Annotated in this window: 24 protein-coding genes and 1 tRNA gene; 23 read left to right on the plus strand and 2 right to left on the minus strand. The window is 62.6% G+C overall.

The annotated features are described in order from the left end of the window. Window positions 1-130: 130 nt before the first annotated feature. Entirely contained in the window at window positions 131-1,999 is a 1,869-nt protein-coding gene (locus BMW28_RS03680; RefSeq protein ID WP_091813984.1) for a phosphoenolpyruvate carboxykinase (GTP), read from the plus strand. A gap of 243 nt (window positions 2,000-2,242) precedes the next feature. Here BMW28_RS03680 and BMW28_RS03685 read toward each other — a convergent pair whose 3' ends face one another. Both BMW28_RS03685 and ybiB read right to left on the minus strand, forming a co-directional pair. Continuing rightward, window positions 2,243-3,496, minus strand: coding sequence for a BaiN/RdsA family NAD(P)/FAD-dependent oxidoreductase (locus BMW28_RS03685; RefSeq protein WP_091813987.1), 1,254 nt, complete (start codon window positions 3,494-3,496; stop codon window positions 2,243-2,245). After that, a complete protein-coding gene (gene ybiB, locus BMW28_RS03690; protein WP_091813989.1) occupies window positions 3,493-4,416 on the minus strand; it encodes a DNA-binding protein YbiB in 924 nt (307 codons plus the stop codon). The genes BMW28_RS03685 and ybiB overlap by 4 nt, the downstream gene beginning before the upstream one ends. A gap of 140 nt (window positions 4,417-4,556) precedes the next feature. On the opposite strand from ybiB, the gene tsaD reads away from it, so the two are divergent. The 22 genes from tsaD to BMW28_RS03805 all read left to right on the plus strand — a co-directional run bounded on the left by tsaD (window position 4,557) and on the right by BMW28_RS03805 (window position 26,107). Next, the gene (gene tsaD / locus BMW28_RS03695; RefSeq protein WP_091815453.1) at window positions 4,557-5,621 is read left to right on the plus strand and encodes a tRNA (adenosine(37)-N6)-threonylcarbamoyltransferase complex transferase subunit TsaD; all 1,065 of its coding nucleotides are present in this window, start codon (window positions 4,557-4,559) and stop codon (window positions 5,619-5,621) included. Window positions 5,622-6,154: 533 nt separating this feature from the next. Further along, complete coding sequence (gene rpsO / locus BMW28_RS03705) at window positions 6,155-6,412, plus strand: 30S ribosomal protein S15 (RefSeq protein ID WP_091813995.1); 258 nt, start codon at window positions 6,155-6,157, stop codon at window positions 6,410-6,412. Between the two features lie 171 nt (window positions 6,413-6,583). Further along, entirely contained in the window at window positions 6,584-8,788 is a 2,205-nt protein-coding gene (pnp, locus tag BMW28_RS03710) for a polyribonucleotide nucleotidyltransferase (protein ID WP_091813998.1), read from the plus strand. A 16-nt stretch (window positions 8,789-8,804) separates the two neighbouring features. Next, window positions 8,805-9,791, plus strand: coding sequence for an NAD(P)H-quinone oxidoreductase (locus BMW28_RS03715; RefSeq protein WP_091814001.1), 987 nt, complete (start codon window positions 8,805-8,807; stop codon window positions 9,789-9,791). A 12-nt stretch (window positions 9,792-9,803) separates the two neighbouring features. Then, window positions 9,804-10,547 (plus strand): triose-phosphate isomerase, encoded by a 744-nt coding sequence (tpiA, locus tag BMW28_RS03720; RefSeq protein ID WP_091814004.1) that lies wholly within the window; start codon window positions 9,804-9,806, stop codon window positions 10,545-10,547. Window positions 10,548-10,604: 57 nt separating this feature from the next. Beyond that, window positions 10,605-11,060: a preprotein translocase subunit SecG gene (secG, locus tag BMW28_RS03725; RefSeq protein WP_091814006.1), complete on the plus strand. Its 456-nt coding sequence runs from the start codon at window positions 10,605-10,607 to the stop codon at window positions 11,058-11,060. 142 nt (window positions 11,061-11,202) lie between these two features. After that, a tRNA-Leu gene (locus tag BMW28_RS03730) sits at window positions 11,203-11,287 on the plus strand. 45 nt (window positions 11,288-11,332) lie between these two features. Next, entirely contained in the window at window positions 11,333-11,692 is a 360-nt protein-coding gene (locus BMW28_RS03735) for an NADH-quinone oxidoreductase subunit A (RefSeq protein WP_091814009.1), read from the plus strand. A gap of 64 nt (window positions 11,693-11,756) precedes the next feature. Beyond that, complete coding sequence (locus tag BMW28_RS03740) at window positions 11,757-12,239, plus strand: NuoB/complex I 20 kDa subunit family protein (protein ID WP_091814011.1); 483 nt, start codon at window positions 11,757-11,759, stop codon at window positions 12,237-12,239. 12 nt (window positions 12,240-12,251) lie between these two features. Beyond that, window positions 12,252-12,860 carry an NADH-quinone oxidoreductase subunit C gene (locus BMW28_RS03745; protein WP_091814014.1) on the plus strand — a complete coding sequence of 203 codons (609 nt, stop codon included), beginning with the start codon at window positions 12,252-12,254 and terminating at the stop codon, window positions 12,858-12,860. A gap of 26 nt (window positions 12,861-12,886) precedes the next feature. Then, window positions 12,887-14,140 (plus strand): NADH-quinone oxidoreductase subunit D, encoded by a 1,254-nt coding sequence (locus tag BMW28_RS03750; protein ID WP_091814016.1) that lies wholly within the window; start codon window positions 12,887-12,889, stop codon window positions 14,138-14,140. Beyond that, window positions 14,137-14,625, plus strand: coding sequence for an NADH-quinone oxidoreductase subunit NuoE (nuoE, locus tag BMW28_RS03755; protein ID WP_091814018.1), 489 nt, complete (start codon window positions 14,137-14,139; stop codon window positions 14,623-14,625). The genes BMW28_RS03750 and nuoE overlap by 4 nt, the downstream gene beginning before the upstream one ends. Next, window positions 14,625-15,977: an NADH-quinone oxidoreductase subunit NuoF gene (nuoF, locus tag BMW28_RS03760; RefSeq protein WP_091814021.1), complete on the plus strand. Its 1,353-nt coding sequence runs from the start codon at window positions 14,625-14,627 to the stop codon at window positions 15,975-15,977. Before nuoE ends, nuoF begins: the two co-directional genes overlap by 1 nt. 13 nt (window positions 15,978-15,990) lie before the next feature. Beyond that, window positions 15,991-18,129: an NADH-quinone oxidoreductase subunit NuoG gene (nuoG, locus tag BMW28_RS03765; RefSeq protein WP_091814023.1), complete on the plus strand. Its 2,139-nt coding sequence runs from the start codon at window positions 15,991-15,993 to the stop codon at window positions 18,127-18,129. Then, the gene (nuoH, locus tag BMW28_RS03770) at window positions 18,126-19,202 is read left to right on the plus strand and encodes an NADH-quinone oxidoreductase subunit NuoH (RefSeq protein ID WP_091814026.1); all 1,077 of its coding nucleotides are present in this window, start codon (window positions 18,126-18,128) and stop codon (window positions 19,200-19,202) included. Before nuoG ends, nuoH begins: the two co-directional genes overlap by 4 nt. 14 nt (window positions 19,203-19,216) lie before the next feature. After that, window positions 19,217-19,735, plus strand: a complete 519-nt coding sequence (gene nuoI, locus BMW28_RS03775) for an NADH-quinone oxidoreductase subunit NuoI (protein ID WP_091814028.1) — start codon at window positions 19,217-19,219, stop codon at window positions 19,733-19,735. 35 nt (window positions 19,736-19,770) lie between these two features. Beyond that, window positions 19,771-20,433: an NADH-quinone oxidoreductase subunit J gene (locus BMW28_RS03780; RefSeq protein ID WP_091814031.1), complete on the plus strand. Its 663-nt coding sequence runs from the start codon at window positions 19,771-19,773 to the stop codon at window positions 20,431-20,433. Beyond that, window positions 20,430-20,738: an NADH-quinone oxidoreductase subunit NuoK gene (gene nuoK / locus BMW28_RS03785; RefSeq protein ID WP_091814033.1), complete on the plus strand. Its 309-nt coding sequence runs from the start codon at window positions 20,430-20,432 to the stop codon at window positions 20,736-20,738. Before BMW28_RS03780 ends, nuoK begins: the two co-directional genes overlap by 4 nt. A gap of 7 nt (window positions 20,739-20,745) precedes the next feature. Beyond that, window positions 20,746-22,776 carry an NADH-quinone oxidoreductase subunit L gene (nuoL, locus tag BMW28_RS03790; RefSeq protein WP_091814036.1) on the plus strand — a complete coding sequence of 677 codons (2,031 nt, stop codon included), beginning with the start codon at window positions 20,746-20,748 and terminating at the stop codon, window positions 22,774-22,776. A 14-nt stretch (window positions 22,777-22,790) separates the two neighbouring features. Next, window positions 22,791-24,266, plus strand: a complete 1,476-nt coding sequence (locus BMW28_RS03795) for an NADH-quinone oxidoreductase subunit M (protein WP_091814039.1) — start codon at window positions 22,791-22,793, stop codon at window positions 24,264-24,266. 11 nt (window positions 24,267-24,277) lie between these two features. After that, window positions 24,278-25,774 (plus strand): NADH-quinone oxidoreductase subunit NuoN, encoded by a 1,497-nt coding sequence (gene nuoN / locus BMW28_RS03800; protein WP_091814042.1) that lies wholly within the window; start codon window positions 24,278-24,280, stop codon window positions 25,772-25,774. Window positions 25,775-25,795: 21 nt separating this feature from the next. Continuing rightward, window positions 25,796-26,107 (plus strand): DUF2818 family protein, encoded by a 312-nt coding sequence (locus tag BMW28_RS03805; RefSeq protein ID WP_091814045.1) that lies wholly within the window; start codon window positions 25,796-25,798, stop codon window positions 26,105-26,107. Window positions 26,108-26,112: the final 5 nt, after the last annotated feature.

The raw sequence follows: 26,112 nt of genomic DNA on the forward strand, positions 1-26,112 counted from the left end.
CTGGCGGCCCCGTCCAGAAGGGGTCTTGCGCCAGCTTTGTGTGCCCGCAAGCATGCCCTGCGCCCGCCTTGCCGAAGTCTGCGGAGGAGGGCCCTGTTGCCCCATTTCTTATCCCTATTGGAGTCCTCTGATGTCCACAACCGCCACCGGGCTGAATCTGAACGTTCCTGACTATGTCAAGCATCCGCGCCTCGTCGCCTGGGTGGCCGAAATGGCTGCGCTGTGCAAACCCGAGCAGGTGGTGTGGTGCGACGGCAGCCAGGAAGAGTACGACCGCCTGTGCCAGCAGCTGGTGGATGCAGGCACGTTCAAGAAGCTGAATCCGGCCAAGCGTCCGGGCAGCTATCTGGCCTGGACCGATCCGTCCGACGTGGCCCGTGTCGAAGACCGCACCTACATCTGCAGCGCGAAAAAGGAAGACGCCGGCCCGACCAACAACTGGATGGACCCGGCCGAGATGCGCTCCACGCTCAACCCGCTGTTCGACGGCTGCATGCAGGGCCGCACCATGTATGTGGTGCCCTTCAGCATGGGTCCGCTGGGCAGCCACATCTCCCACATCGGCGTCGAACTGACCGACAGCGCCTATGTGGTAGTGAACCAGAAGCTGATGACCCGCATGGGCAAGGCCGTGTTCGACGTGCTGGGTGCCGATGGCGAGTTCGTTCCCTGCATGCACACCGTGGGCGCTCCCCTGGCTGCAGGCGAGAAGGACCAGACCAGCTGGCCCTGCAACCCCGATGTGAAATACATCGTGCACTTCCCCGAAACGCGCGAAATCTGGTCCTACGGCTCCGGCTATGGCGGCAACGCGCTGCTGGGCAAGAAGTGCCTGGCCCTGCGCATCGCCTCCACCATGGGCCGTGACCAGGGCTGGCTGGCCGAGCACATGCTGATCCTGGGCGTGACCAACCCCGAGGGCAAGAAGTACCACGTGGCGGCCGCCTTCCCGAGCGCCTGCGGCAAGACCAACTTCTCCATGCTGGTGCCGCCGGCCGGTTTCGAAGGCTGGAAAGTCACCACCATCGGTGACGACATCGCCTGGATCAAGCCGCACGACGACGGTAACCTGTACGCCATCAACCCCGAGGCGGGTTACTTCGGCGTGGCTCCGGGCACCAACCTGCACACCAACCCCAACTGCATGAAGAGCCTCTATAACGACGTCATCTTCACCAACGTCGCACTGACCGACGATGGCGACGTGTGGTGGGAAGGCATGGAAAAGGACCACGGCGGCGAGCTGCCCGCGCACCTGATCGACTGGCAGGGCAAGGACTGGACGCCCGAAGACGGCAAGGCCGGCCGCAAGGCTGCCCACCCCAACGCGCGCTTCACCGTGGCTGCCACCAACAACCCGGCGCTGGACGCCCAGTGGGATGATGCCAATGGCGTGGCGATCGACGCCATGGTGTTCGGCGGCCGCCGCTCCACCACCGTGCCGCTGGTGACCGAAGCCCGCAACTGGTCCGAAGGCGTCTACATGGCTGCCACCATGGGCTCCGAAACCACCGCTGCCGCCTTTGGCGCGCAGGGCGTGGTGCGCCGCGATCCCTTCGCCATGCTGCCGTTCTGCGGCTACAACATGAGCGACTATTTCCAGCACTGGCTGGACATGGAAAAGAAACTGGAAGAGAAGGGCCACACGCTGCCCCCGATCTTCTGCGTCAACTGGTTCCGCAAGGACGCCGACGGCAAGTTCGTGTGGCCGGGTTACGGCGAGAACATGCGCGTGCTGAAGTGGATGATCGACCGCATCGAAGGCAAGGCCGAGGGCGAGGAGACCATGTTCGGCATCGCTCCGGCCTACGGCGAACTGAACTGGACCGGCCTGACCTTCAGCCCCGAGCAGTTCAAGACCGTCACCAGCATCGACAAGGCCGCCTGGGAAGAGGAATTCAAGTCCCACGCCGAGCACTTCGACAAGCTCAAGCACAATCTGCCCAAGGAGCTGGTCGAAACCAAGGCGCTGCTGGAAAAGCGTCTGGCAGAGGTCTGATCCCGCACCGGCGAGCGAAGGTCTGGCAGATATCCCGATCTGGCGGACCTTCCCCTCAAGTCGCTACAACCGACTTTGGACTGCCCCCTCCGTAAAAGGTCTGGCTCTTTCGGGTGCCAGGCCTTTTGCATTTGGGTGAGGCGCCCTCTCGTTGGACGGCGTTTGGGGCAAGGGTCTGGTGTGTTCCGGACCGCTACATACGGCAATGCGAGGTGCAAGCCGCGCGAACGAAGTACCTGCGGTTCAGCCAGCCAATGCTTCCGCACACGCATGTGCGCTGGCCCAGGCCCACTGGAAGTTGTAGCCGCCCAGCCAGCCTGTCACGTCCACCGCCTCGCCAATCACGTACAGACCGGGTTGCCGCGTTTCCATGGTCTGTGACGAGACATCGCGCGTATCAATGCCGCCCAGCGTCACTTCCGCCTTGGCATAACCCTCGCTGCCATTCGGCGTGATGTGCCACTGCTGCAGGCTCTGGCACAGCTGCTGCAAGGCCCTGTCTGCGGTTTCGGCCAACGGGCGCTGGCAGCCAGGATGGCTGCTCATCCAGTGTTCCAGCAGTCGTGAGGGCAGGTAATGCCCGATTTCGTTCGCTACCAGCTTGCGTGACCCGCGTGCCTTGGCCGCCATCAGCAGGTCCAGCAGGGGTTCACGCTGTGGCGCATCCGGCAGGGCGCTGTCTGCGTCCGGAATCAGGTTGATCTGCAGCGGCTGGCCCTCCAGCCAGTAGTTCGAGATCTGCAGGATGGCTGGCCCGCTCAGGCCGCGGTGCGTAAACAGCAAATCCTCGTTGAAGCGCACGCGCTGCTTGCGTTTGCCCTGTTGTACTTCGACGCTGATCTCTACCGGAAGTGAAACACCGGCCAGGGCAGCAAACGGCTGCCACGCGGTGGCATCGAAGGTCAGCGGAACCAGCCCGGGGCGGGGCGGCACGGTGCGCAGCCCGAACTGTTCTGCCAGTCGCCAGGCCAGATCGGTGGCGCCAATCTTGGGGATCGACAACCCTCCGCAGGCCAGCACCACGCTGGACGCATGCACTTCGCCGCGCGCAGTCTGCAACACGTAGTGCCCCTGCGCGGCATCATGCGCAAGCGATTGCACGCCGCAGGGTTGCCAGCGCGTCACGCCCGCCGCCTCGCACTCGCGCAGCAGCATGTCGATGATGTCGCCGGCAGAACGGTCGCAGAACAGTTGGCCCTTGTGCTTCTCATGAAAGGTGATGCCGTGCCGCTGCACCAGTTCCATGAAATCCTGCGCCGTGTAGCGCGAGAGGGCGCTGCGGCAGAAATGCGGGTTCTGGCTCAGGTAGTTGGCCGGCCCTGCGTTCACATTGGTGAAGTTGCAGCGCCCGCCGCCGCTGATGCGGATTTTCTCGGCCAGCTTGGCGGCATGGTCCAGCAGCAGCACTTTCACGCCGCGCTGCGCAGCCTGGGCCGCGCAGAACAGTCCGGCCGCGCCAGCGCCGATGATCACGGCATCGAATGTTGCGGTGCTCATGCGTCAACCTGTGCTGCGAGAGTTTGTACGGCTTCCACCTGCCGGGCGATCGGGCCGGGCACCGGACGCTTTCCGGCCAGCACATCGGCAATGTACCGGGCGGTCGCGACCGGGTCGGTGGTTTCCGGAATCTGCGGCAATTCGGTCAGGCTGCCTGCCTGCGCATCTGCCAGCCGCACCGGCTCGCCGCGCACATAGCCATCAAGCTGACGCAGGCGCCGCGCATCCGCCACCACTTCCCCTTCGGTGCCGCGCAGCAGCAGGGCGTTGCCTTGCATCAGGGCGATGGTGTCGGCCATGGAAACCGCATATTCCGGATGGGTGTAGCTGCCGATCACCAGGCTGCGTGCCTGCTGCGGGGTGTTCTGCAGCGGGTTCATCAGCTTGACGAGGCTGTGTGCCGAATTGCGCAGTCCCATACGACGGCGTGCATCCAGAATGCGCGCCAGACCGGGGCTCAGCGTGGCCGTATCCAGCCAGACCGGATCATCACTCCGCGCAGGCAGCAGTGCCCGCAGAGGCTCCAGCACCTGCGGCACCGTCACGCGTCCGTCCTCGGTCGGATGACCATGCATCAGCACCTGCAGGCCCTCCCGCGCCAGCAGCCAGGCCAGCAAGGGCGTCAGCAGGGGCAGCTTGCGCGCACCGTTATAGCTCGGAATCACCACCACAAAGCGGCCATCTTCCGTCAGGTCAGGCCGGCGCAGGTCGGCATGGGTGGCATCCAGAAACCCCGCCATTTCTTCCCGGGTCTCGCCCTTCACCCGCATGGCGAGCAGAAAGGCGCCCACTGCCATGTCATCGTGCGGATCCTGCAGCAGCAGTTGCCAGGCGTCGCGAGCTTCCTCGCGGGTCATCGGCCGCGCGCCTTCCTTGCCGCGGCCAATGCCTTTCAGATAGGGGATCAGGGATTCATGCATGGGGGTATTGTCAGGGAAGAAATGTCGGAAACAGGAACATGGGCAGCACGAATCCCCTCGCTGATGGTCATGTCGTTGGCCGACCTTGCGTACCGTCTTGCTGGATGCCTGAGGCCATCTCGCGGCACAATGGCGGTCTGATGCAAATTTCCTCCCATTCTTCCACGCTGGTCCTCGGCATCGAGTCTTCCTGCGACGAAACCGGCGTCGCACTGGTCGAGGTGGGCGGCTCGCTGGCGCAACCACAGTTGCTTGCCCATGCCCTGCACAGCCAGATCGACATGCACCGCGCCTATGGCGGCGTGGTGCCAGAACTCGCCAGCCGCGACCATATCCGTCGCGTCATTCCGCTTGCCCGGCAGGTGCTGGAGCAGGGCGGCCGCACGCTGGAGCAGCTGAACGTGATCGCCTACACGCAAGGTCCGGGTCTGGCCGGTGCCCTGCTGGTGGGTGCCGGCGTGGCCTGCAGCCTCGCCGCAGCACTGGACAAGCCGGTGTTGCCGGTGCACCACCTCGAGGGCCATCTGCTGTCCCCCTTCCTCAGTGCCGATCCGCCCGAATTCCCGTTCGTCGCGCTGCTGGTGTCAGGTGGCCACACGCAACTGATGCAGGTGGACGGCGTAGGCCGCTATACCCTGCTCGGGGAAACCATCGACGATGCCGCCGGCGAAGCCTTCGACAAGTCTGCCAAGCTGATGGGACTGGGTTACCCGGGTGGGCCTGCGCTCTCGCGGCTGGCCGAATTCGGTGACGCACAGGCCTACAAGTTGCCGCGTCCGTTGCTGCACAGTGGAGACCTCGATTTCTCCTTTGCCGGCCTCAAGACCGCCGTGCTCACGCAGGTGAAAAAGCTGGGTGGCCAGCCTTGCGACCAGGTATGGGCCGATCTGGCGGCCAGCACCCAGGCAGCCATTGTGGAGGTGCTGGTCAAGAAGGCGCTCAAGGCGCTGGATGCCACCGGCATGAAGCGGCTGGTTGTCGCGGGCGGGGTGGGGGCCAACGCCTCGCTGCGCCAGGAGCTCAATGCAGCCTGTGCCAAGCGCGGTGTGCGTGTGCACTATCCCGAGCTGCACCTGTGCACGGACAATGGCGCCATGATTGCGCTGGCCGCCGCCATGCGACTGCAGGCCGGCAAGGCGCAGGCACGCAAGGATTACGCCTTCGATGTGCGCCCACGCTGGGATCTGCAGCAGTTCGAAGCCTGAATGGCCCGCTCAAGTGGCGAGCCCACGCTGCGACGCAAGGATGAAGCAGGGCGCGCGCGTCAGGAGGCGAAGCCCAGACAGGCTCCGGCATTGGGGCGTCCCCGACACTCGCGCTTCAGCCGACGTTCGCGTGCTGCGGCGCTTTCTTCGTTACCGCGGATGATCACAACGCGTCCCCGGGCAGAGGTCGGAGGCGCAGAGGTGGCCGTGGACGCCGCTTTGCGCACCGGAGCGGAAGTGGCCTTGTCGCCGGCAGGCGAGGCAGCCTCCAGCGCAAGCACCGGCGACGCGGCAAGAACGGACAGCAGGGCGGCGAGTATGCAAATTCTGGTGCGGAGCATGGTGGAAAAATGAACAATTTGGTATTCATTTTATCCGCGATCCGCCCGGGGGAACGCACCCACTAGTCAACCAGCCAACTCCCCGCTATAATCACCCGGTTCTGTTCCGTACTGGTTTGCCAGCGCGGCGGAGCGCACGCTGCAGGTAGTCCGGCCCGCAGCGCAAGTCAAATACCCTCAAGGAAATCCAAAATGGTCGATAAAGTTGCCGTTATCAAGGATAACGCCCGCGCCGCCAATGACACTGGCAGCCCCGAAGTACAAGTTGCGCTGCTGACCGCACGCATCAACGAACTCACCCCGCACTTCAAGACGCACGCCAAGGACCACCACGGCCGTCGCGGCCTGCTGCGCATGGTGAGCCGCCGCCGCAAGCTGCTGGACTACCTGAAGTCCAAGGACGCTGACCGCTACCTGGCCCTGATCGCCAAGCTGGGTCTGCGCAAGTAAGCAGGCATCGCATGCAGAACGCCTGAGAGAATCCTTCCCTCAGGCGTTTTTGTTTTTCAACCCGGAGATATTGCGCGCGAAGCTGTGTCATTCCACCAACATCCTGCCCGGAGCAGGGTTCTGCTGGAATGGCATCGTGTGCTGCAAGAAGCTCCATCCCGGAGATAAACCATGTCCATTTTCAACAAAGTCACCAAGACCTTCCAGTGGGGCCAGCACACCGTCACCCTCGAAACCGGTGAAATCGCCCGCCAGGCCGCCGGCGCCGTGCTCGTCAACATCGACGACACCGTCGTGCTCGCCACCGTGGCCGCTTCCAAGAGCGCCAAGCCCGGCCAGGACTTCTTCCCCCTGACCGTCGACTACATCGAGAAAACCTACGCCGCCGGCAAGATCCCCGGCAGCTTCTTCAAGCGTGAAGCCAAGCCCAGCGAACTGGAAACCCTGACCAGCCGCCTGATCGACCGTCCGATCCGCCCGCTGTTCCCCGAAGGCTTCTACAACGAAGTGCACGTGGTTATCCATACCGTGTCGCTCAACCCCGAGGTGGACGCAGACATCGCCGCCATGATCGGCGTGAGCGCGGCCCTGGCCATTTCCGGCATCCCGTTCAACGGCCCCATCGGTGCCGCCCGCGTTGGCTACATCAATGGCGAATACGTGCTCAACCCGGGCCAGACCCAGCGCAAGGACAGCCAGATGGATCTGGTCGTTGCCGGCACCGAAGCTGCCGTGCTGATGGTCGAATCCGAAGCGCAGCAACTGTCCGAAGAAATCATGCTGGGTGGCGTGGTGTTCGGCCACGAGCAGGGCCAGATCGCCATCAACGCCATCCATGAGCTGGTGCGCGACGCCGGCAAGCCCGTGTGGGACTGGCAGCCCGAAGCCAAGGATGAGGAGTTCATCGCCAAGGTCAACGGCCTGGCCGAAGACAAGCTGCGCGCTGCCTACCAGATCCGCAGCAAGCAGGCCCGTACGCAAGCCTGCCGTGAAGCCTACGCTGCCGTCAAGGCCGAGCTGACCGAGCAGGGCGTCGAGTTCGACGCCGTCAAGGTCGACAACCTGCTGTTCGATGCCGAAGCCCGCATCGTGCGCAGCCAGATACTGTCCGGCGAGCCGCGCATCGACGGCCGCGACACGCGCACCGTGCGCCCGATCGAGATCCGCAACGGCGTGCTGCCGCGCACCCACGGTTCCGCCCTGTTCACGCGTGGCGAAACCCAGGCGCTGGTGGTGTCCACGCTGGGCACCGAGCGTGATGCCCAGCGCATCGACGCGCTGGCCGGCGAGTACGAAGACCGCTTCCTGCTGCACTACAACATGCCTCCCTTCGCCACCGGTGAAGTGGGCCGCATGGGCTCCACCAAGCGCCGCGAAGTGGGCCACGGCCGTCTGGCCAAGCGCGCCCTGGCTGCCGTGCTGCCGAGCAAGGAAGAATTCCCCTACACCATCCGCGTGGTGTCCGAGATCACCGAATCGAACGGTTCCTCCTCCATGGCTTCCGTCTGCGGTGGCTGCCTGTCCATGATGGACGCCGGCGTGCCGCTGAAGGCGCACGTGGCCGGTATCGCCATGGGCCTGATCAAGGAAGACAACCGTTTCGCCGTGCTGACCGACATCCTGGGTGACGAGGATCACCTGGGCGACATGGACTTCAAGGTGGCCGGCACTGCCGACGGCATCACCGCCCTGCAGATGGACATCAAGATCCAGGGCATCACCAAGGAAATCATGCAGGTCGCCCTGGCCCAGGCCAAGGAAGCGCGCATGCACATCCTGGGCAAGATGCAGGACGCCATGGGCGAGGCCAAGGCCGAGATCTCCCAGTTCGCTCCGCGCCTGTTCACGATGAAGATCAACCCCGAGAAGATCCGTGACGTGATCGGCAAGGGCGGCGCCACCATCCGCCAGCTGACGGAAGACACCGGCACCCAGATCGATATCGCCGAAGACGGTACCATCACCATCGCCAGCAACGACAACGCCAAGGCCGAAGAAGCCAAGCGCCGCATCGAAGAGATCACCGCCGAAGTCGAAGTCGGCAAGATCTACGAAGGCCCGGTCGTCAAGATGCTGGACTTCGGTGCACTGATCAACGTGCTGCCTGGCAAGGACGGTCTGCTGCACATCAGCCAGATCGCCCATGAGCGCGTCGAGAAGGTCTCCGACTACCTGAGCGAAGGCCAGATCGTCAAGGTCAAGGCGCTGGAAACCGACGACAAGGGCCGCATCAAGCTGTCCATGAAGGCGCTGCTGGAGCGTCCGGAGCGTGCCGAGCGCGGTGAGCGTGGCGACCGTCCCGAGCGTGCAGAGCGTGGCGAGCGCAACGGCAACGGCCGTCCTTCCGCAGACCAGCAGCAACAACAGCAGCAGTAAGCGGGGCAGGGCAGTCATGCAAGCCATTGCCATCCAGGCCTACGGCGCGCCCGAGATGCTGCAGCTCACTACCTGCCCCGATCCGGTGGCAGGCAGCGGCGAGGTGCTGATACGCGTCGCGGCGTCGGGCATCAACCGCCCCGACGTGCTGCAGCGCAAGGGCCACTACCCGGTGCCGCCGGGCGCTTCCGAGCTCCCCGGTCTCGAGGTTGCGGGCGAAATCGTCGCCGGTGACACCGAGGCCATGGCTGAGGCAGGCCTGCAGCTGGGCGACAAGGTGTGCGCCCTGGTGGCCGGTGGCGGCTATGCCGAGCTGTGCGTGGCGCCTGCGGCCCAGTGCCTGCCGGTGCCCACCGGCCTGGACATGGTGCAGGCGGCCAGCCTGCCCGAAACCTTCTTCACCGTCTGGAGCAACGTGTTCGATCGCGCGCGGCTGCAGCCTGGTGAAACCCTGCTGGTGCAGGGCGGCAGCAGCGGCATCGGCGTCACCGCCATCCAGATGGCCAAGGCGCTGGGTGCCAGGGTGATCGTCACTGCCGGCAGCGATGACAAGTGCGAGGCCTGCGTCAAGCTCGGCGCCGACCACGCCATCAACTACAAGACCCACGACTTCGTCGAGGAGGCCAAGCGCCTGACCGGCGGCAAGGGCGTCGACGTGGTGCTGGACATGGTGGCCGGCGACTACATCGCGCGCGAAGTCGAGTGTCTGGCCGATGATGGCCGCATCGTCATCATCGCCATCCAGGGCGGCACCAAATCCGGCTTCAATGCCGGTCAGGTGCTGCGCCGCCGCCTGACCATCACCGGTTCCACGCTGCGTCCGCGTCCGGTGGCCTTCAAGGCCGCCATTGCGCGTGCACTGCGCGAGAAGGTGTGGCCGCTGGTGGAAAGCGGCGCCATTGCGCCGGTCATCTACCGCACCTTTCCGGCAGCACAGGCGGCCGAGGCCCATGCCCTGATGGAAAGCAACCAACACATTGGCAAAATCGTATTGACCTGGTAACGGAGGCTCACAATGAAAAAACTGATCGCTGGCAACTGGAAAATGAACGCCAGTCTGGCAGGCAACGAAACGCTGGTGAATGAACTGCGTGCCGGTATCGGCGCCCCGGCATGCGATGTCGCCATCTGCGTGCCCAGCCCGTACTTCCAGCAGGTCCAGGGCCTGTTGGCTGGCCAGGACACCATCGTCATGGGCTCGCAGAACGTCTCTTCTCACGAGTCCGGCGCCTATACCGGCGACGTGTCTGCCACCATGCTGAAGGAATTCGGCATCCGCTACGCCATCGTCGGCCACAGCGAACGCCGCCTGCATCAGGCCGAGAGCGACACGCACGTCGCCATCAAGGCCGAGCGTGCGCTCGAAGCCGGCATCACTCCCATCGTCTGCGTGGGTGAAACCCTGCGCGAGCGCGAGGAGGGCATGACCGAGTTCATCGTCAAGCGCCAGCTCGCGGCCGTGATCCACCTGGTGGGCCACTGCATCAGCGAGATCGTGGTCGCTTACGAGCCGGTCTGGGCCATCGGCACCGGCAAGACGGCTACGCCCGAACAGGCGCAGGAAGTGCATGGCGTGCTGCGCACGCAGCTGCGCGCAGCTACCGAACACGCGGACAAGATCCGTCTGCTGTACGGCGGCAGCATGAATGCCGGCAATGCGGCTGCGCTGTTGGCGCAACCCGACATCGATGGTGGCCTGATTGGCGGCGCTTCCCTGAAGGCGGCCGATTTCCTCGCCATCATTGCTGCTGCGCAATAAAATGACAGGTTTTGCGGCAGTGCGCTGCCGCGTCCTCTTCTCTCTGGCAACAACACAATGACTTTTCTTCTCAACCTTCTGCTGGTCGTGCAGGTGCTGTCGGCACTGGCCATGATCGGCCTGATCCTGGTTCAGCACGGCAAGGGTGCGGACATGGGTGCCGCATTTGGCAGCGGCGCCTCCGGCAGCCTGTTCGGCGCTTCCGGCAGCGCCAACTTCCTGTCGCGCACCACGGCCGTACTGGCCACGATCTTCTTCGTCGCCACGCTGGTTCTGGCGTACTTCGGCAACCTGCGCAACACCGGTGGCTCCGGCAGCGTGCTGAGCGGCATGGTGGCTCCGGCTGCCGTTACCGCGCCGGCCTCTGCTCCGGCGTCCGCTGCAGCCCCTGCAACCGGTCCTGCCGCACTGATTCCCGGACAGCAGCCGGCCGCCGCCGTGGCGCCCGCAAGCGCCGCTGTTCCTGCTTCCCAGCCTGCTCCGGTAGCCCCCGCCGCAGCCGCTTCCCGCTAAGCGAAATGCCGGGCGTGCAATGCGTCTGGCGGGCACAAAAAACCTGCGTTGTAAGCGTCGGCTAAGTTGTTTATGGTTACAATGCAGGGCTGATCCGGAGCGCTAAGAATCAGTCTCAGCCGGCTCCGGGCGGGACACGATTGCCGTCGTGGTGAAATTGGTAGACACGCTATCTTGAGGGGGTAGTGGCGAAAGCTGTGCGAGTTCGAGTCTCGCCGACGGCACCAGAAACATCTTTGGCTCTGCGCCAAACCATTACAAACGTAACAAAGATGGATCTTGCACTTTATCTCCCCGTTCTCCTGTTCATCCTGGTCGGCCTTGTTGCCGGTGCAGTGACCCTGGGTCTTGGTTCGGCGCTTGGTCCGAACCGTCCGTATCCCGCCAAGAACTCCCCCTACGAATGCGGCTTCGAGGCCTTTGAAGACGCGCGCATGAAGTTCGATGTGCGCTACTACCTCGTCGCCATCCTGTTCATTCTTTTCGACCTGGAAGTGGCCTTCCTGTTTCCCTGGGCTGCTGCCTACAAGCAACTGGGTCCGGTGGCCTTCTGGTCCGTCATGATTTTCCTGGGCATCCTCGTCGTGGGCTTCATCTACGAATGGAAAAAAGGCGCCCTGGATTGGGAATAAGCACAAGTTCCTGAATGTCGGGGGCGGCATGCTGCGCTCCTGCGGGAATTGATTGGAGAGTTGCATGTCGCTTGAAGGTGTATTCAAAGAAGGCTTCATCACCACCAGCTACGACGCGGTGGCGAACTGGGCCAAAACCGGTTCTGTCTGGCCCATGACCTTCGGTCTGGCCTGCTGCGCCGTCGAGATGATGCACGCCGCTGCTGCGCGCTACGACCTGGCGCGCTTTGGTGCGGAAGTGTTCCGTGCCAGCCCGCGCCAGTCCGACCTGATGATCGTGGCCGGTACCCTGTGCAACAAGATGGCGCCTGCCTTGCGCAAGGTCTATGACCAGATGGCCGAGCCGCGCTGGGTGATTTCCATGGGTTCCTGTGCCAATGGTGGTGGCTACTACCACTACAGCTACTCCGTGGTGCGCGGTTGTGATCGCGTGGTGCCGGTCGATGTCTACGTGCCGGGCTGCCCGCCCACGGCCGAGGCGCTGATCTACGGCATCATGCAGCTGCAGCAGAAGATCCGCCGTACCAACACCATTGCACGTGCCTGATCCGGAGAACGCATGACTGCCTACGCTGTTGATATTCAGGAGCTGGCCAACACCGTGTCTGCGGTGCTGGGAGACAAGCTCAAGCATTCCGTCATTGATCGTGGCGAACTCACCATCCAGGTGGATGCCGCCAACTACCTCGAGGCCTGCCGCCAGCTGCGCGATGCCGATGGCTGCAAGTTCGAGATCATGATCGACCTCTGCGGGGTCGACTACTCCGATTACAAGCAGCAGGTCTGGGAAGGCCCGCGCTTCTGCGTCGTGGTGCACCTGCTGTCCGTATCGCTGAACCAGCGCCTGCGCCTGAAGGTGTTCGCGCCCGACGACGATTTCCCGCTGGTCGACTCCATCAACGGCATCTGGAATGCCGCCAACTGGTTCGAGCGCGAAGCCTTCGACCTGTACGGCATCGTGTTCGAGGGTCACCCCGACCTGCGTCGTATCCTGACCGACTACGGCTTCATCGGCCATCCGTTCCGCAAGGATTTCCCGCTCTCCGGCCATGTCGAGATGCGCTACGACCCCGAGCAGAAGCGCGTGGTGTATGAACCCGTCTCCATCGAGCCGCGCGAAATCACGCCGCGGATCATCCGTGAAGACAACTATGGAGGCTTGCACTGATCGCTTTCCGCGACAGGGGATGATCTATGGCTGAAATCAAGAACTACACGCTCAACTTTGGTCCGCAGCACCCGGCAGCGCACGGCGTGCTGCGCCTCGTGCTCGAGCTCGATGGCGAAGTGGTGCAACGCGCCGACCCGCACATCGGCCTGCTGCACCGTGCCACCGAAAAGCTGGCCGAGCACAAGACCTACATCCAGGCACTGCCCTACATGGACCGTCTGGACTACATGTCCATGATGTGCAACGAGCACGCCTACTGCCTGGCCGTCGAGAAGCTGCTGGGCATCGAGGTGCCGATCCGCGCGCAATACATCCGCGTGATGTTCTCGGAAATCACGCGCCTGCTGAACCACCTGCTGTGGCTGGGTTCGCACGGCAACGACTGCGGCAGCTCCACCATCCTGATCTACACCTTCCGCGAGCGGGAAGACCTGCTGGACATGTACGAGGCCGTTTCCGGCGCCCGCATGCACGCAGCCTACTTCCGTCCGGGTGGCGTCTATCGCGACCTGCCCGACACCATGGCCCAGCACGCGCCCAGCAAGCTGCGCAACAGCAAGGCCATGGAAAAGCTCAATGCGGCTCGTCAGGGTTCGCTGCTCGACTTCATCGACGACTTCACGCAGCGTTTCCCCAAATGCGTGGACGAGTACGAAACCCTGCTCACCAACAACCGCATCTGGAAACAGCGTACCGTCAGCATCGGCGTGCTGTCCCCCGAGCGTGCCCTGAACCTGGGCATGAGTGGCCCGATGCTGCGCGGCTCCGGCATTGCTTGGGATCTGCGCAAGACGCAGCCCTACGATGCCTACGACAAGGTCGAATTCGACGTGCCCGTCGGCGTCACCGGTGACAGCTACGACCGTTACCTGTGCCGCGTGCAGGAAATGCGCGAGTCCAACCGCATCATCAAGCAGTGCGTGGACTGGCTGCGTGCCAACCCCGGCCCGGTCATCACCGACAACAACAAGGTGGCGCCGCCGTCCCGTGAAGGCATGAAGACCAACATGGAGGACCTGATCCACCACTTCAAGCTGTTCACCGAAGGCTTCCACGTTCCCGAGGGCGAGGTCTATGCCGGTGTCGAGCACCCGAAGGGCGAGTTCGGCATCTACATGGTCAGCGACGGCGCCAACAAGCCCTACCGCATGAAGATCCGTCCGCCGGGATATGTGCACCTGGCTGCGCTGGATGAGCTGTCCAAGGGCCACATGCTGGCCGACGCCGTGGCCATCATTGGCACGCTGGACATTGTGTTTGGAGAGATTGACCGATGATTTCTGAAGCAACCAAAGCCCGTTTCGCCAAGGAAGTGGCGAAATACCCGGCCGAGCAAAAGCAGTCGGCGGTCATGGCTTGCCTGTCCATCGTCCAGCAGGAGCAGGGCTGGGTATCGCCCGAAAGCGAGAAGGAAATTGCCGACTACCTGGAAATGGCTCCGATGGCCGTCCATGAAGTCACCACCTTCTACAACATGTACAACCAGCAGCCGGTCGGCAAGTACAAGCTCGCCGTCTGCACCAACCTGCCGTGCCAGCTGCGCGACGGCGGCAAAGCCCTGCAGTTCCTCGAGGAAAAGCTGGGCATTCACGCCGGCGAAACCACGGCCGACGGCCAGTTCACACTGCAGCAGTGCGAATGCCTGGGTGCCTGCGCCGATGCGCCGGTGATGCTGGTCAACGACCGCACCATGTGCAGCTACATGTCCGTCGAGCGCCTGACTGCGCTGGTCGACGGCCTGAAGTCCGCGGAGGGCAAGTGATGTCTGTAGCGAACGTTCTCGCGCAATTTGCGTCTTCCGGCAATGAAACCTGCTTTCACGGCCGTCACATTGATCCGCAGATCTACAAGGATCTGAACGGCAGCAACTGGAGCCTCAAGGACTACGAGGCGCGTGGCGGCTACCAGGCCCTGCGCAAGATCCTTGGCAAGGATGGCGGCGAAGCCATGACCCAGGACCAGGTGATTGCCACCGTCAAGGAATCCGCGCTGCGCGGCCGTGGCGGCGCCGGCTTCCCGTCCGGCCTGAAGTGGAGCTTCATGCCCCGCCAGTTCCCGGGCCAGAAATTCCTCGTCTGCAACTCCGACGAGGGCGAGCCGGGTACCTGCAAGGACCGCGACATCCTGATGTTCAACCCGCACATCGTGATCGAGGGCATGGCGATTGCTGCCTATGCCATGGGCATCAGTGTGGGTTACAACTACATCCACGGCGAAATCTTCGAGGTCTACGAGCGTTTCGAGGCCGCACTGGAAGAGGCGCGTGCCGCCGGCTATCTCGGCGACAAGATCATGGGCAGCGATTTCAGCTTCCAGCTGCACGCGCACCATGGTTTCGGCGCCTACATCTGCGGCGAGGAAACCGCGCTGCTCGAATCGCTGGAAGGCAAGAAGGGCCAGCCGCGCTTCAAGCCGCCGTTCCCGGCCAGCTTCGGCCTGTACGGCAAGCCCACCACCATCAACAACACCGAGACCTTCGCAGCCGTTCCGTGGATCATCCGCAACGGCGGCCAAGCGTATCTGGAGTGCGGCAAGCCGAACAACGGCGGCACCAAGATCTTCTCGGTGTCGGGCGACGTCAACCTGCCCGGCAACTATGAAATCCCGATGGGAACGCCGTTCTCCAAGCTGCTTGAGCTGGCTGGCGGCGTGCGTACCGGTCGCAAGCTCAAGGCGGTGATCCCTGGCGGATCTTCCTCGCCCGTGCTGCCGGCCGACATCATCATGGATTGCACCATGGACTACGACTCGATCGCCAAGGCCGGCTCCATGCTGGGCTCCGGCGCCGTGATCGTGATGGACGACAGCCGCTGCATGGTCAAGTCGCTGCAGCGCCTGAGCTACTTCTACATGCACGAGTCCTGTGGCCAGTGCACGCCGTGCCGTGAAGGTACCGGCTGGCTGTGGCGCATGGTCGAGCGCATCGAGAACGGCCAGGGCCGTCCGCAGGACATGGACGTGCTGGACTCGGTTGCCAGCAATATCCAGGGACGCACCATCTGCGCCCTGGGCGACGCCGCCGCCATGCCTGTGCGCGCCATGCTCAAGCATTTCCGTGACGAATTTGCATACCACGTAGAGCACAAGACCTGCATGGTGCCTGCATATATTTGACAAGTGGATCACCATGGTTGAAATCGAACTGGACGGTCAAAAGGTCGAGGTTGCTGAAGGCAGCATGCTGATGCATGCGGCTGAGCAGGCCGGTACCTATATTCCGCATTTTTGCTACCACAAGAAGCTGAGCATTGCGGCCAACTGCCGCATGTGTCTGGTGGATGTCGAGAAGATGCCCAAGCCGGTTCCGGCTTGCGCAACGCCTGTGGCCCAGGGCATGGTGGTGCACACCAAGAGCGACAAGGCCATCAAGGCGCAGCAGTCCGTGATGGAATTCCTGCTGATCAACCACCCGCTGGATTGCCCCATCTGCGACCAGGGCGGTGAGTGCCAGCTGCAGGATCTGGCTGTGGGCTATGGCTCCAGCGGCTCCCGCTACGAAGAAGAGAAGCGCGTGGTCGTGCCCAAGGACGTCGGCCCGCTGATCTCCATGGAAGAGATGACGCGCTGCATCCAGTGCACGCGCTGCGTCCGTTTCGGCCAGGAAATCGCCGGCCAGATGGAACTCGGCATGTCCAACCGTGGCGAGCACTCCGAGATCGAGACCTTCGTCGGCGCCACGGTGGATTCCGAGCTGTCCGGCAACATGATCGACATCTGCCCGGTCGGTGCGCTCACCAGCAAGCCGTTCCGCTACAGCGCCCGCACCTGGGAACTGGGTCGTCGCAAGTCGGTTGCTCCGCATGATTCGACCGGCTCCAACCTGATCGTCCAGGTGAAGAACCACCGCGTCATGCGCGTGGTGCCGCTGGAGAACGAGGCTGTCAACGAATGCTGGATTGCCGACCGTGACCGCTTCAGCTACGAAGCCCTCAACGGTACCGACCGCCTGACTGCCCCCATGATCAAGCAGGGCGGCAGCTGGAAGGAAGTGGACTGGCAGACCGCCCTCGAATACGTGGCCAACGGCCTCAAGCAGATCAAGGACGAGCACGGCGCTTCCAGCATCGGCGCCTTGGTCAGCCCGCACAGCACCCTCGAAGAGCTGACGCTCGCCGGTGAACTGGTGCGTGGTCTGGGCAGCGACAACATTGACTACCGCCTGCGCAATGCCGAATTTGCAGCTGGCAGCGAGATCCGCTGGCTTGGCCTGCCGATTGCTGCGCTGAGCAAGCTGCAGCGCGTTCTGGTCATCGGCAGCAACCTGCGCAAGGACCATCCGCTGTTCGCGCAGCGTATCCGTCAGGCCAGCCGCCATGGCGCCCAGGTTTCCGCGCTGGTCGAACAGCGTCAGGACTGGGCCATGAAGATGCACACGGTGCTCGAAGCTGATGCAACCGAGTGGACGCAGTCCCTGGCGGACATTGCCGCCGCCGTGGCCGCGCAGAAGGGCGTTGTCGCTCCCGCACAGGGCGAGGCCACCGAGGCAGCCAAGGCCATTGCCGCTTCCCTGCTGGGTGGCGAGCGCAAGGCCGTGCTGCTGGGCAATGCCGCTGCGCACCACGAGCAGGCCGGCAGCCTGCTGGCGCTGGCACAGTGGATTGCGACCGAAACCGGCGCAAGCTGGGGTTATCTGACCGAGGCAGCCAACACCGTTGGTGCACAGCTGGCTGGTGCGCGTCCGAAGTCCGGCGGCCTGAACGCAGGCGCCATGACCGAAGGCGGCGCGCTGAAGGCCGCACTGCTGTTCAACGTGGAGCCCGAGTTCGACTGTGCCGGTGGCAGTGCCGCCGTGGCCAGCCTGAACCAGGCACAGATGGTTGTCACCTTCAGCCCGTTCAAGACGAATCTGGCCTTCAGCGACGTGCTGCTGCCGATCAGCCCCTTCACCGAGACTTCCGGCACCTTCGTCAACGCCGAAGGCCGCGCACAGAGCTTCCATGCTGTCGTGCGTCCGCTGGCCGACACCCGTCCGGGCTGGAAAGTGCTGCGCGTGCTGGGCAGCCTGCTGCAGCTCTCCGGCTTCTCCGCCGAGACCTCGCAGGAAGTCATGGGCACGCTGCCGCTGAACCGCAGTGGTGACAGCGCCACTGTCGACGCAGCCCGTCTGAACAACCGTACCGATGCTGCCATCGTCGTGGCCAAGGCACGCACCAAGCCGGTGACTGCCAGCATCTACCAACTCGACAGCCTGGTGCGTCGCGCGCCTGCGCTGCAGGCCACGGCCGACGCCCGTGCTGCCAAGCCTAGCCAGGAGGTGAGCGCATGATTGAAGCTCTGAACGCTGCCGGCCAGGGCCTGTTCCAGGCTGCCTGGTGGGGCAATATCGTATGGCCGGTGATCTGGGCGCTGCTCAAGATTGTCGTGCTGGTGCTGCCGCTGCTGATTGCCGTCGCCTACCTGACCTACTGGGAGCGTCGCCTGCTGGGTTTCATGCAGGTGCGTCATGGTCCCAACCGTGTCGGCCCACTGGGCCTGCTGCAGCCCATGGCCGACGGCCTCAAGCTGCTGACCAAGGAAGTGATCCGTCCGGATCGTGCCAACCCTGCGGTCTACTATCTCGGCCCGATCATGGCCTTCATGCCGGCGCTGGCTGCCTGGGTGGTGATTCCCTTCGGCCCCGAAGTGGCTCTGGCCAACATCAACGCCGGCCTGCTGCTGGTGATGACCATCACTTCCGTGGAAGTCTACGGCGTGATCATGGCCGGCTGGGCGTCCAACTCCAAGTACCCGTTCCTGGGGGCGCTGCGTGCTTCCGCACAGATGGTGTCGTACGAAATCGCCATGGGCTTCTGCTTGGTGGTGGTGCTGATGATCACCGGCAGCATGAACATGAGCGACATCGTGACCGAGCAGGCCAAGGGCATGTTCGCCGACAAGGGCATGAACCTGCTGTCCTGGAACTGGCTGCCACTGCTGCCGATCTTCATGGTCTACCTGATCTCGGGTGTTGCCGAAACCAACCGTCACCCCTTCGACGTGGTGGAAGGCGAGGCCGAGATTGTGGCCGGCCACATGGTCGAGTACTCCGGCATGGGCTTTGCCATCTTCTTCCTGGCCGAATACGCGAACATGATCCTGTTCTCGGTGCTGGCCGTGGTCATGTTCCTCGGCGGCTGGCTGCCTCCGTTCGAATTCCTCAGCTTCATCCCCGGCTGGATCTGGCTGGGCCTGAAGACCTTCGTGGTCGTGAGCATGTTCATCTGGATTCGTGCCACGTTCCCGCGCTATCGCTATGACCAGATCATGCGTCTGGGCTGGAAGATCTTCATTCCCGTGACACTGATCTGGCTGATCGTGATCGCTGTGTGGATGCAAACCTCCTGGAACATCTGGAAGTGAGCAAGGGTAGAGAAATGTCAACTGTAACCACCAAGCCGGAATCCGGGTTCTCCCTCAAGGATTTCCTGAACAGCTTCATGCTGACGGAGCTGTTCAGGGGCATGGCACTGACCGGACGCTACGCCTTCAAGGGCAAGTTCACTGTGCAGTACCCCGAAGAGAAGACGCCGCTGAGTCCGCGTTTCCGCGGCCTGCATGCGCTGCGCCGTTACGAGAACGGCGAAGAGCGTTGCATCGCCTGCAAGCTGTGCGAGGCCGTATGCCCCGCCATGGCCATCACCATCGAGTCCGAGCAGCGCGAAGACGGCAGCCGCCGCACCACGCGCTACGACATCGACTTCACCAAGTGCATTTACTGCGGTTTCTGCGAAGAGAGCTGCCCGGTGGATTCCATCGTCGAGACGCAGATCTTCGAATACCACGGAGAGAAGCGGGGCGACCTGTATTTCACCAAGGACATGCTGCTGGCGGTGGGTGACAAGTACGAAGCGCAGATTGCGGCCACCAAGGCAGCCGATGCGCCTTACCGCTGATCCCGGCCAGGCCTAGAACACAACAGGACCCTCCCATGGACGTCAAAACAGGTCTCTTCTACGTATTTTCAGCGGTGCTGGTCTTTGCAGCATTCCGCGTGGTCACCGTGCGCAACCCGGTCTATGCCGTGCTGTACCTGGTGCTGTCGTTCTTCCAGGCATCCGCCATCTGGATGCTGCTGAAGGCCGAATTCCTTTCCATTACCCTGGTGCTGGTGTATGTCGGCGCCGTCATGGTGCTGTTCCTGTTCGTCGTGATGATGCTGGACATCGATGTCGAGACGCTCAAGCGCGGCTTCTGGAAGAACTTCCCGATGGCCGCGGTGATTGCCGTGTTCATCATCGTGCAGATGGCTGCCGTGCTGATGAGCAATTTCACCGAAACCGAGGCGCTGCCGATGCGTGGCATGGACGGTGCTGTGCTGGCGCCCAACGCATCCAACACGACCGAGCTGGGCAAGCTGCTGTACACGCACTACCTGTACCCGCTGGAGATCGCTGCGGTGCTGCTGCTGGTGGCCATGATCAGCGCGATTGCCCTGACCATGCGGAAGCGCAAGGACAGCAAGTTCCAGTCGCCGGCCGAACAGGTCCGCGTGCGTCCGCAGGACCGCATGCGCATCGTCAAGATGGACATCACCAAGCCGGCACCTGTGGCTGCCGATCCGGCCGCCGATGCAGAGGAGAAGAAGGCATGACACTCACCATTGGCCATTACCTGACCCTGGGAGGCATCCTGTTCGCCCTGTCGGTCATCGGCATCTTCCTGAACCGCAAGAACCTGATCGTGCTGCTGATGGCCGTCGAGCTGATGCTGCTGGCCGTCAACATGAACTTCGTGGCGTTCTCCCACTTCTGGGGTGACCTGTCCGGACAGATCTTCGTGTTCTTCATCCTGACCGTTGCGGCTGCAGAGTCGGCCATCGGGCTCGCGATTCTCGTGCTGCTGTTCCGCACACGCGACAGTCTCGATGTGGAAGAACTCAACACCTTGAAGGGGTAACAGAAAAATGAGTCAGACCCTTTCCGCTACTACCTTGCTGGCGATCCCGCTGGCACCGCTGGCGGCCTCGGCACTGGTTGGTATCTTCGGTACCAAGATGGGCGGCAACCTGCTGGGGCGCTCGGCCTCGGCACTGCTGACCATTGGCGGCGTGCTGCTGTCCTTCATCCTGTCCGCCATGGTGTTCATGCAGGTGCTGGATGGCGCGACCTTCAACGAGACGGTGTACCACTGGATGACCATCGGTACGCTGAAGATGGAAGTTGGCTTCATGGTCGACAGCCTGACGGCGATGATGATGTGCGTGGTGACCTTCGTGTCGCTGATGGTGCACATCTACACCATGGGCTACATGGAAGAAGACGAGGGCTACAACCGCTTCTTCTCCTATATTTCCCTGTTCACCTTCTCCATGCTCATGCTGGTCATGAGCAACAACTTCCTGCAGCTGTTCTTCGGCTGGGAAGCGGTGGGTCTGGTGTCCTACCTGCTGATCGGCTTCTGGTTCAACCGCCCGACCGCCATCTTCGCCAACATGAAGGCCTTCCTGGTCAACCGTGTGGGTGACTTCGGTTTCATCCTGGGCATCGGCCTGATCCTGGCCTACACCGGAACCTTCAACTACACCGAGTTCTTCGGCAAGGTCGATACGCTGGCTTCCCAGACCTATCCGGGCCTGGGCTGGAACGTGGCCACCATGGCTGCCATCTGCCTGTTCATCGGTGCCATGGGCAAGTCTGCCCAGTTTCCGCTGCACGTGTGGCTGCCCGACTCCATGGAAGGCCCGACCCCGATCTCCGCGCTGATCCACGCCGCCACCATGGTGACGGCCGGCATCTTCATGGTCGCCCGCATGTCTCCGCTGTTCGAGCTGAGCGACACCGCCCTGAACATGATCCTGATCATCGGCGCCATCACCGCCTTCTTCATGGGTATCCTGGGCGTGATCCAGAACGACATCAAGCGTGTGGTGGCCTACTCCACGCTGTCGCAGCTGGGTTACATGACCATGGCGCTGGGCGCTTCCGCCTACTCGGTGGGCGTGTTCCACCTGATGACGCATGCCTTCTTCAAGGCACTGCTGTTCCTTGCCGCAGGTTCCGTAATCATCGGCATGCACCACAACCAGGACATCCGCTGGATGGGCAACGTGCGCAAGTACATGCCGATCACCTGGATCACCTTCCTGATCGGTACCCTGGCGCTGATCGGCACGCCGTTCTTCTCGGGCTTCTACTCGAAGGAGAGCATCATCGAGGCGCTGCACTTCAGCAACCAGCCGGCTTCCCACATCGCCTACCTGGCGGCCATGGCCAGCGTGTTCGTGACCTCGCTGTACAGCTTCCGCGTCTACTTCCTGGTGTTCCACGGCAAGGAGCGCTATGACCAGAACCCCGACGCGCACCATGACGATCACCACGACGACCATGGTCACCATGGCGATGGCAAGCCGCACGAATCCAAGTGGGTGGTAACGCTGCCACTGATTCTGCTGGCCATCCCGTCCGTGATCATCGGTTTCCTGACGGTCGATTCCATGCTGTTCGGCGATTTCTTCAAGAACGTCATCTTCGTGGATCCGCGCCATCCGGCCATGGCCACCTATGCCCATGAGTGGACGAACACCTTCCACGGTGCTGTCGGCTTCGCCACGCACGCCGTGATGACCCTGCCGTTCTGGCTGACGGTTGCCGGTTTTGCCGTCGCGTACTTCCTGTACATGATGAACAACAACGTGGCTGCCAGCATCCGCAAGGCGCTGTCTCCGCTGGTCGTCATCCTCGAGAACAAGTATTTCCTCGACTGGATCAACGAGAACATCATTGCACGTGGCGCCCGCCTGCTGGGTGTGGGCCTGTGGAAGGGCGCTGACCAGGGCCTGATCGATGGCGCACTGGTGAACGGCTCCTGGAAAGTCGTGGGCGGCATCGCTGCCATCGCCCGTCGACTGCAATCCGGTTACCTCTACCACTATGCCCTGATGATGATTCTGGGTGTCGTAGCCCTGATGACCTGGTTCGTCTGGTACGGCAAATAAGGAGAAATATAAAAATGGGATTGCTGAGCCTGGCCATCTGGCTGCCAATCGTAATCGGAGCAGTACTGCTTGCCTTCGGGGAGGACCGTCATGCGCGCATGGTGCGCTGGCTGGCCCTGCTGGGCTCGCTGGCCAGCTTCCTGGTTACCATTCCGCTGTACACCGGCTTCAAGCTGCAGACTGCCGCGCTGCAGTTCGTCGAGAAGAACGAGTGGATTCCGCGCTTCAACATCAACTACCATGTTGGCGTTGATGGCATCTCCCTGTGGTTCGTGCTGCTGACGGCCTTTATCACCGTGATCGTCGTGATCGCCGGCTGGGAAGTGATCACCAAGCGCGTCAACCAGTACATGGGTGCCTTCCTGATCCTGAGCGGCCTGATGATCGGTGTCTTCTCCGCCCAGGATGCGATGCTGTTCTACGTGTTCTTCGAAGCCACGCTGATCCCGATGTACCTGATCATCGGTATCTGGGGTGGTCCGCGCAAGATCTACGCCGCTTTCAAGTTCTTCCTGTATACGCTGCTCGGCTCGCTGCTGATGCTGATCGCGCTGGTGTACCTGTTCAACACCTCGGGTGGCAGTTTCGACCTGCAGACCTGGTACAAGCTGCCGCTGGACATCGACGCACAGAGCCTGCTGTTCTTCGCCTTCTTCGCAGCCTTCGCCGTGAAGGTGCCGATGTGGCCGGTACATACCTGGCTGCCCGACGTGCACGTGGAAGCGCCCACCGGTGGTTCCGCCGTACTGGCCGCCATCATGCTGAAGCTGGGTGCCTACGGTTTCCTGCGCTTCTCGCTGCCCATTCTTCCGGACGCCTCCCAGAAATGGGCCTGGCTGATGATTGCCCTGTCCCTGATCGCCGTGATCTACGTCGGTCTGGTGGCCATCGTGCAGAAGGACATGAAGAAGCTGGTGGCTTACTCCTCCGTGGCGCACATGGGTTTCGTGACCCTGGGCTTCTTCATCTTCAGCGACATCGGCGTGGCCGGTGGCATTGTGCAGATGATCGCCCACGGCTTCGTGTCGGCCGCCATGTTCCTGTGCATCGGCGTGCTGTACGACCGCGTGCATTCGCGTGAAATCGCCGACTACGGCGGCGTGATCAACACAATGCCCAAGTTTGCTGCCTTTGCACTGCTGTTCACCATGGCCAACTGCGGTCTGCCCGCTACGGCCGGTTTCGTCGGCGAGTGGATGGTGATCATCGCTGCCGTCAAGGCCAACTTCTGGATCGGCCTGGGCGCTGCCGTGGCCCTGATCCTGGGAGCCGCCTACAGCCTGTGGATGTACAAGCGTGTCTATCTGGGCCCGGTCACGAACGACAATGTGCGTGCCCTGAACGACATCAATTCCCGTGAGTTCCTCATCATGGCCGTTCTTGCGATTGCCGTGATCTGGATGGGTGTGTATCCCAAACCCATGACCGATGTGATGGACGCCTCCGTTGTCCAGCTGCTGCAGCATGTGGCCACAAGTAAACTGCACTGAGAGAGTCTGCAATGATTGACAAACTGAGTTGGATCGCGGTGTATCCGGAGATCGTCCTGCTGGTAATGACCTGCGTGATCATCCTGGCAGACATCAGCGTTAAGAGTGCAGGGCGTACCCTGACCTATTACCTGACCCTGGCGACACTGGCTGGTGTGGCCGGCATGCAGGCCATGTACGCCATGAATGGCTACACCATGTACGGTTTCAGCAACCTGCTGGTGAGCGACAGCATGGGCAACTGGCTCAAGTGCTTTGCCGCCATGGCGATGTTCGTGACCATGGTCTACGCGCGTCCCTATTCTCAGGACCGTGACATGCTGCGCCGCGGCGGTGAGTTGTTCATCCTGTCGCTGCTGAGCCTGCTGGGCATCTTCGTGATGATCTCCGGCAACAACTTCCTGATCATCTATCTGGGTCTGGAACTGCTGACGCTGTCCAGCTATGCGCTGGTGGCCCTGCGCCGCGACAACGCCAATGCGGTGGAAGCAGCGATGAAATACTTCATCTTGGGTGCCATGGCTTCCGGCTTCCTGCTGTACGGCATGTCCATGCTGTACGGCGCGACCGGCACGCTGATGATCAACGAGGTGCAACAGGTGGTGGCTTCCGGCGTGGCCAAGCAGCAGATCCTGGTTCTGGGCGTGGTGTTCGTGGTTGCCGGTCTGGCGTTCAAGCTGGGTGCCGTGCCGTTCCACATGTGGATGCCTGACGTCTACGAAGGCGCGCCCACTTCGGTGGCCCTGATCGTGGCAGGTGCGCCCAAGCTGGCTGCCTTTGCCATCATGATCCGTCTGCTGGTCGAGGGCCTGCTGCCCATGGCCTTCCACTGGCAGCAAATGCTGGTGGTGCTGGCCATTGCTTCCCTGCTGGTCGGTAACCTGGCCGCCATCATGCAGAAAAACCTCAAGCGCATGCTGGCGTTCTCCACCATCGCGCAGGTCGGTTTCGTGCTGCTGGCATTTGTTGCCGGTTACGTGAACAACAGCTTCAACACCGTGGTGGATGCCTACTCGGCTGCCATGTTCTACATCGTCACCTACGTGCTGACGACGCTGGTCAACTTCGGTGTGATCATGCTGCTGGCTCGCGAAGGCTTCGAGTGCGACAACATCAGCGATCTGGCCGGACTGAACCAGCGCAGCCCGCTGTACGCCGGCGTGATGGCCATCAGCCTGTTGTCGCTGGCCGGCATTCCGCCCATGGTCGGCTTCTATGCCAAGCTGACCGTGCTCCAGGTGCTGGTGGCTTCCGGCCAGGCCTTCCATATCGGGCTGGCGGTGTTTGCCGTGATCATGTCCCTGATCGGTGCGTTCTACTACCTGCGCGTGATCAAGGTCATGTACTTCGACGCTCCCAACCCGCAGCTGCCCACCAAGATCCAGGCGAACTTCGAAGTGCGTTCGGTACTGTCGGTGAATGGTGCCCTGGTGCTGGTGCTGGGCCTGCTGCCTGCCGGCCTGATGAACCTGTGCGCCCATGCGATCTATCGCATGCTGAGCGCCTGACGGGCGGGGATCGCGGATACGATGTCCTTGAACCTGACTGTCTGGCTGGTGATCCTGGTGGCGTTCGTCGCTGCCAACCTGCCCTTCATCAACCAGCGCCTGTTCGCCGTGCTGCCACGGCGACAGGCCAGGGGTCGCAAGGGTTTCGGATTGCAGTTGCTGGAGTGGCTGGTGCTGTATTTCGTGGCGGGCGGCTTCTTCCTGCTGCTGGAGCGCAACGCCGGCCAGATCTATCCGCAGGGCTGGGAGTTCTACGCAACGACCCTGGCTCTGTTCGCCACGTTTGCCTTCCCCGGCTTTGTCTATAGCCACCTGATGCGGCACAACGACTGAACGGC

This window comes from Allobrachymonas denitrificans DSM 15123 (assembly GCF_900110225.1).
Lineage (GTDB): Bacteria > Pseudomonadota > Gammaproteobacteria > Burkholderiales > Burkholderiaceae_C > Brachymonas > Brachymonas denitrificans.

Bases quoted from the DNA above. Each gene is read 5' to 3' on its own strand.
- nuoH (WP_091814026.1), top strand. From the start codon at position 18,126: ATGATTGAAGCTCTGAACGCTGCCGGCCAGGGCCTGTTCCAGGCTGCC.
- nuoG (WP_091814023.1), top strand. From the start codon at position 15,991: ATGGTTGAAATCGAACTGGACGGTCAAAAGGTCGAGGTTGCTGAAGGC.
- BMW28_RS03805 (WP_091814045.1), top strand. From the start codon at position 25,796: ATGTCCTTGAACCTGACTGTCTGGCTGGTGATCCTGGTGGCGTTCGTC.
- BMW28_RS03795 (WP_091814039.1), top strand. From the start codon at position 22,791: ATGGGATTGCTGAGCCTGGCCATCTGGCTGCCAATCGTAATCGGAGCA.
- BMW28_RS03715 (WP_091814001.1), top strand. From the start codon at position 8,805: ATGCAAGCCATTGCCATCCAGGCCTACGGCGCGCCCGAGATGCTGCAG.
- BMW28_RS03780 (WP_091814031.1), top strand. From the start codon at position 19,771: ATGGACGTCAAAACAGGTCTCTTCTACGTATTTTCAGCGGTGCTGGTC.
- ybiB (WP_091813989.1), bottom strand. From the start codon at position 4,416: ATGCATGAATCCCTGATCCCCTATCTGAAAGGCATTGGCCGCGGCAAG.
- BMW28_RS03680 (WP_091813984.1), top strand. From the start codon at position 131: ATGTCCACAACCGCCACCGGGCTGAATCTGAACGTTCCTGACTATGTC.
- rpsO (WP_091813995.1), top strand. From the start codon at position 6,155: ATGGTCGATAAAGTTGCCGTTATCAAGGATAACGCCCGCGCCGCCAAT.
- BMW28_RS03735 (WP_091814009.1), top strand. From the start codon at position 11,333: ATGGATCTTGCACTTTATCTCCCCGTTCTCCTGTTCATCCTGGTCGGC.
- nuoI (WP_091814028.1), top strand. From the start codon at position 19,217: ATGTCAACTGTAACCACCAAGCCGGAATCCGGGTTCTCCCTCAAGGAT.
- tpiA (WP_091814004.1), top strand. From the start codon at position 9,804: ATGAAAAAACTGATCGCTGGCAACTGGAAAATGAACGCCAGTCTGGCA.
- secG (WP_091814006.1), top strand. From the start codon at position 10,605: ATGACTTTTCTTCTCAACCTTCTGCTGGTCGTGCAGGTGCTGTCGGCA.
- BMW28_RS03750 (WP_091814016.1), top strand. From the start codon at position 12,887: ATGGCTGAAATCAAGAACTACACGCTCAACTTTGGTCCGCAGCACCCG.
- pnp (WP_091813998.1), top strand. From the start codon at position 6,584: ATGTCCATTTTCAACAAAGTCACCAAGACCTTCCAGTGGGGCCAGCAC.
- nuoL (WP_091814036.1), top strand. From the start codon at position 20,746: ATGAGTCAGACCCTTTCCGCTACTACCTTGCTGGCGATCCCGCTGGCA.
- nuoF (WP_091814021.1), top strand. From the start codon at position 14,625: ATGTCTGTAGCGAACGTTCTCGCGCAATTTGCGTCTTCCGGCAATGAA.
- BMW28_RS03740 (WP_091814011.1), top strand. From the start codon at position 11,757: ATGTCGCTTGAAGGTGTATTCAAAGAAGGCTTCATCACCACCAGCTAC.
- BMW28_RS03685 (WP_091813987.1), bottom strand. From the start codon at position 3,496: ATGAGCACCGCAACATTCGATGCCGTGATCATCGGCGCTGGCGCGGCC.
- nuoN (WP_091814042.1), top strand. From the start codon at position 24,278: ATGATTGACAAACTGAGTTGGATCGCGGTGTATCCGGAGATCGTCCTG.
- nuoK (WP_091814033.1), top strand. From the start codon at position 20,430: ATGACACTCACCATTGGCCATTACCTGACCCTGGGAGGCATCCTGTTC.
- BMW28_RS03745 (WP_091814014.1), top strand. From the start codon at position 12,252: ATGACTGCCTACGCTGTTGATATTCAGGAGCTGGCCAACACCGTGTCT.
- tsaD (WP_091815453.1), top strand. From the start codon at position 4,557: ATGCAAATTTCCTCCCATTCTTCCACGCTGGTCCTCGGCATCGAGTCT.
- nuoE (WP_091814018.1), top strand. From the start codon at position 14,137: ATGATTTCTGAAGCAACCAAAGCCCGTTTCGCCAAGGAAGTGGCGAAA.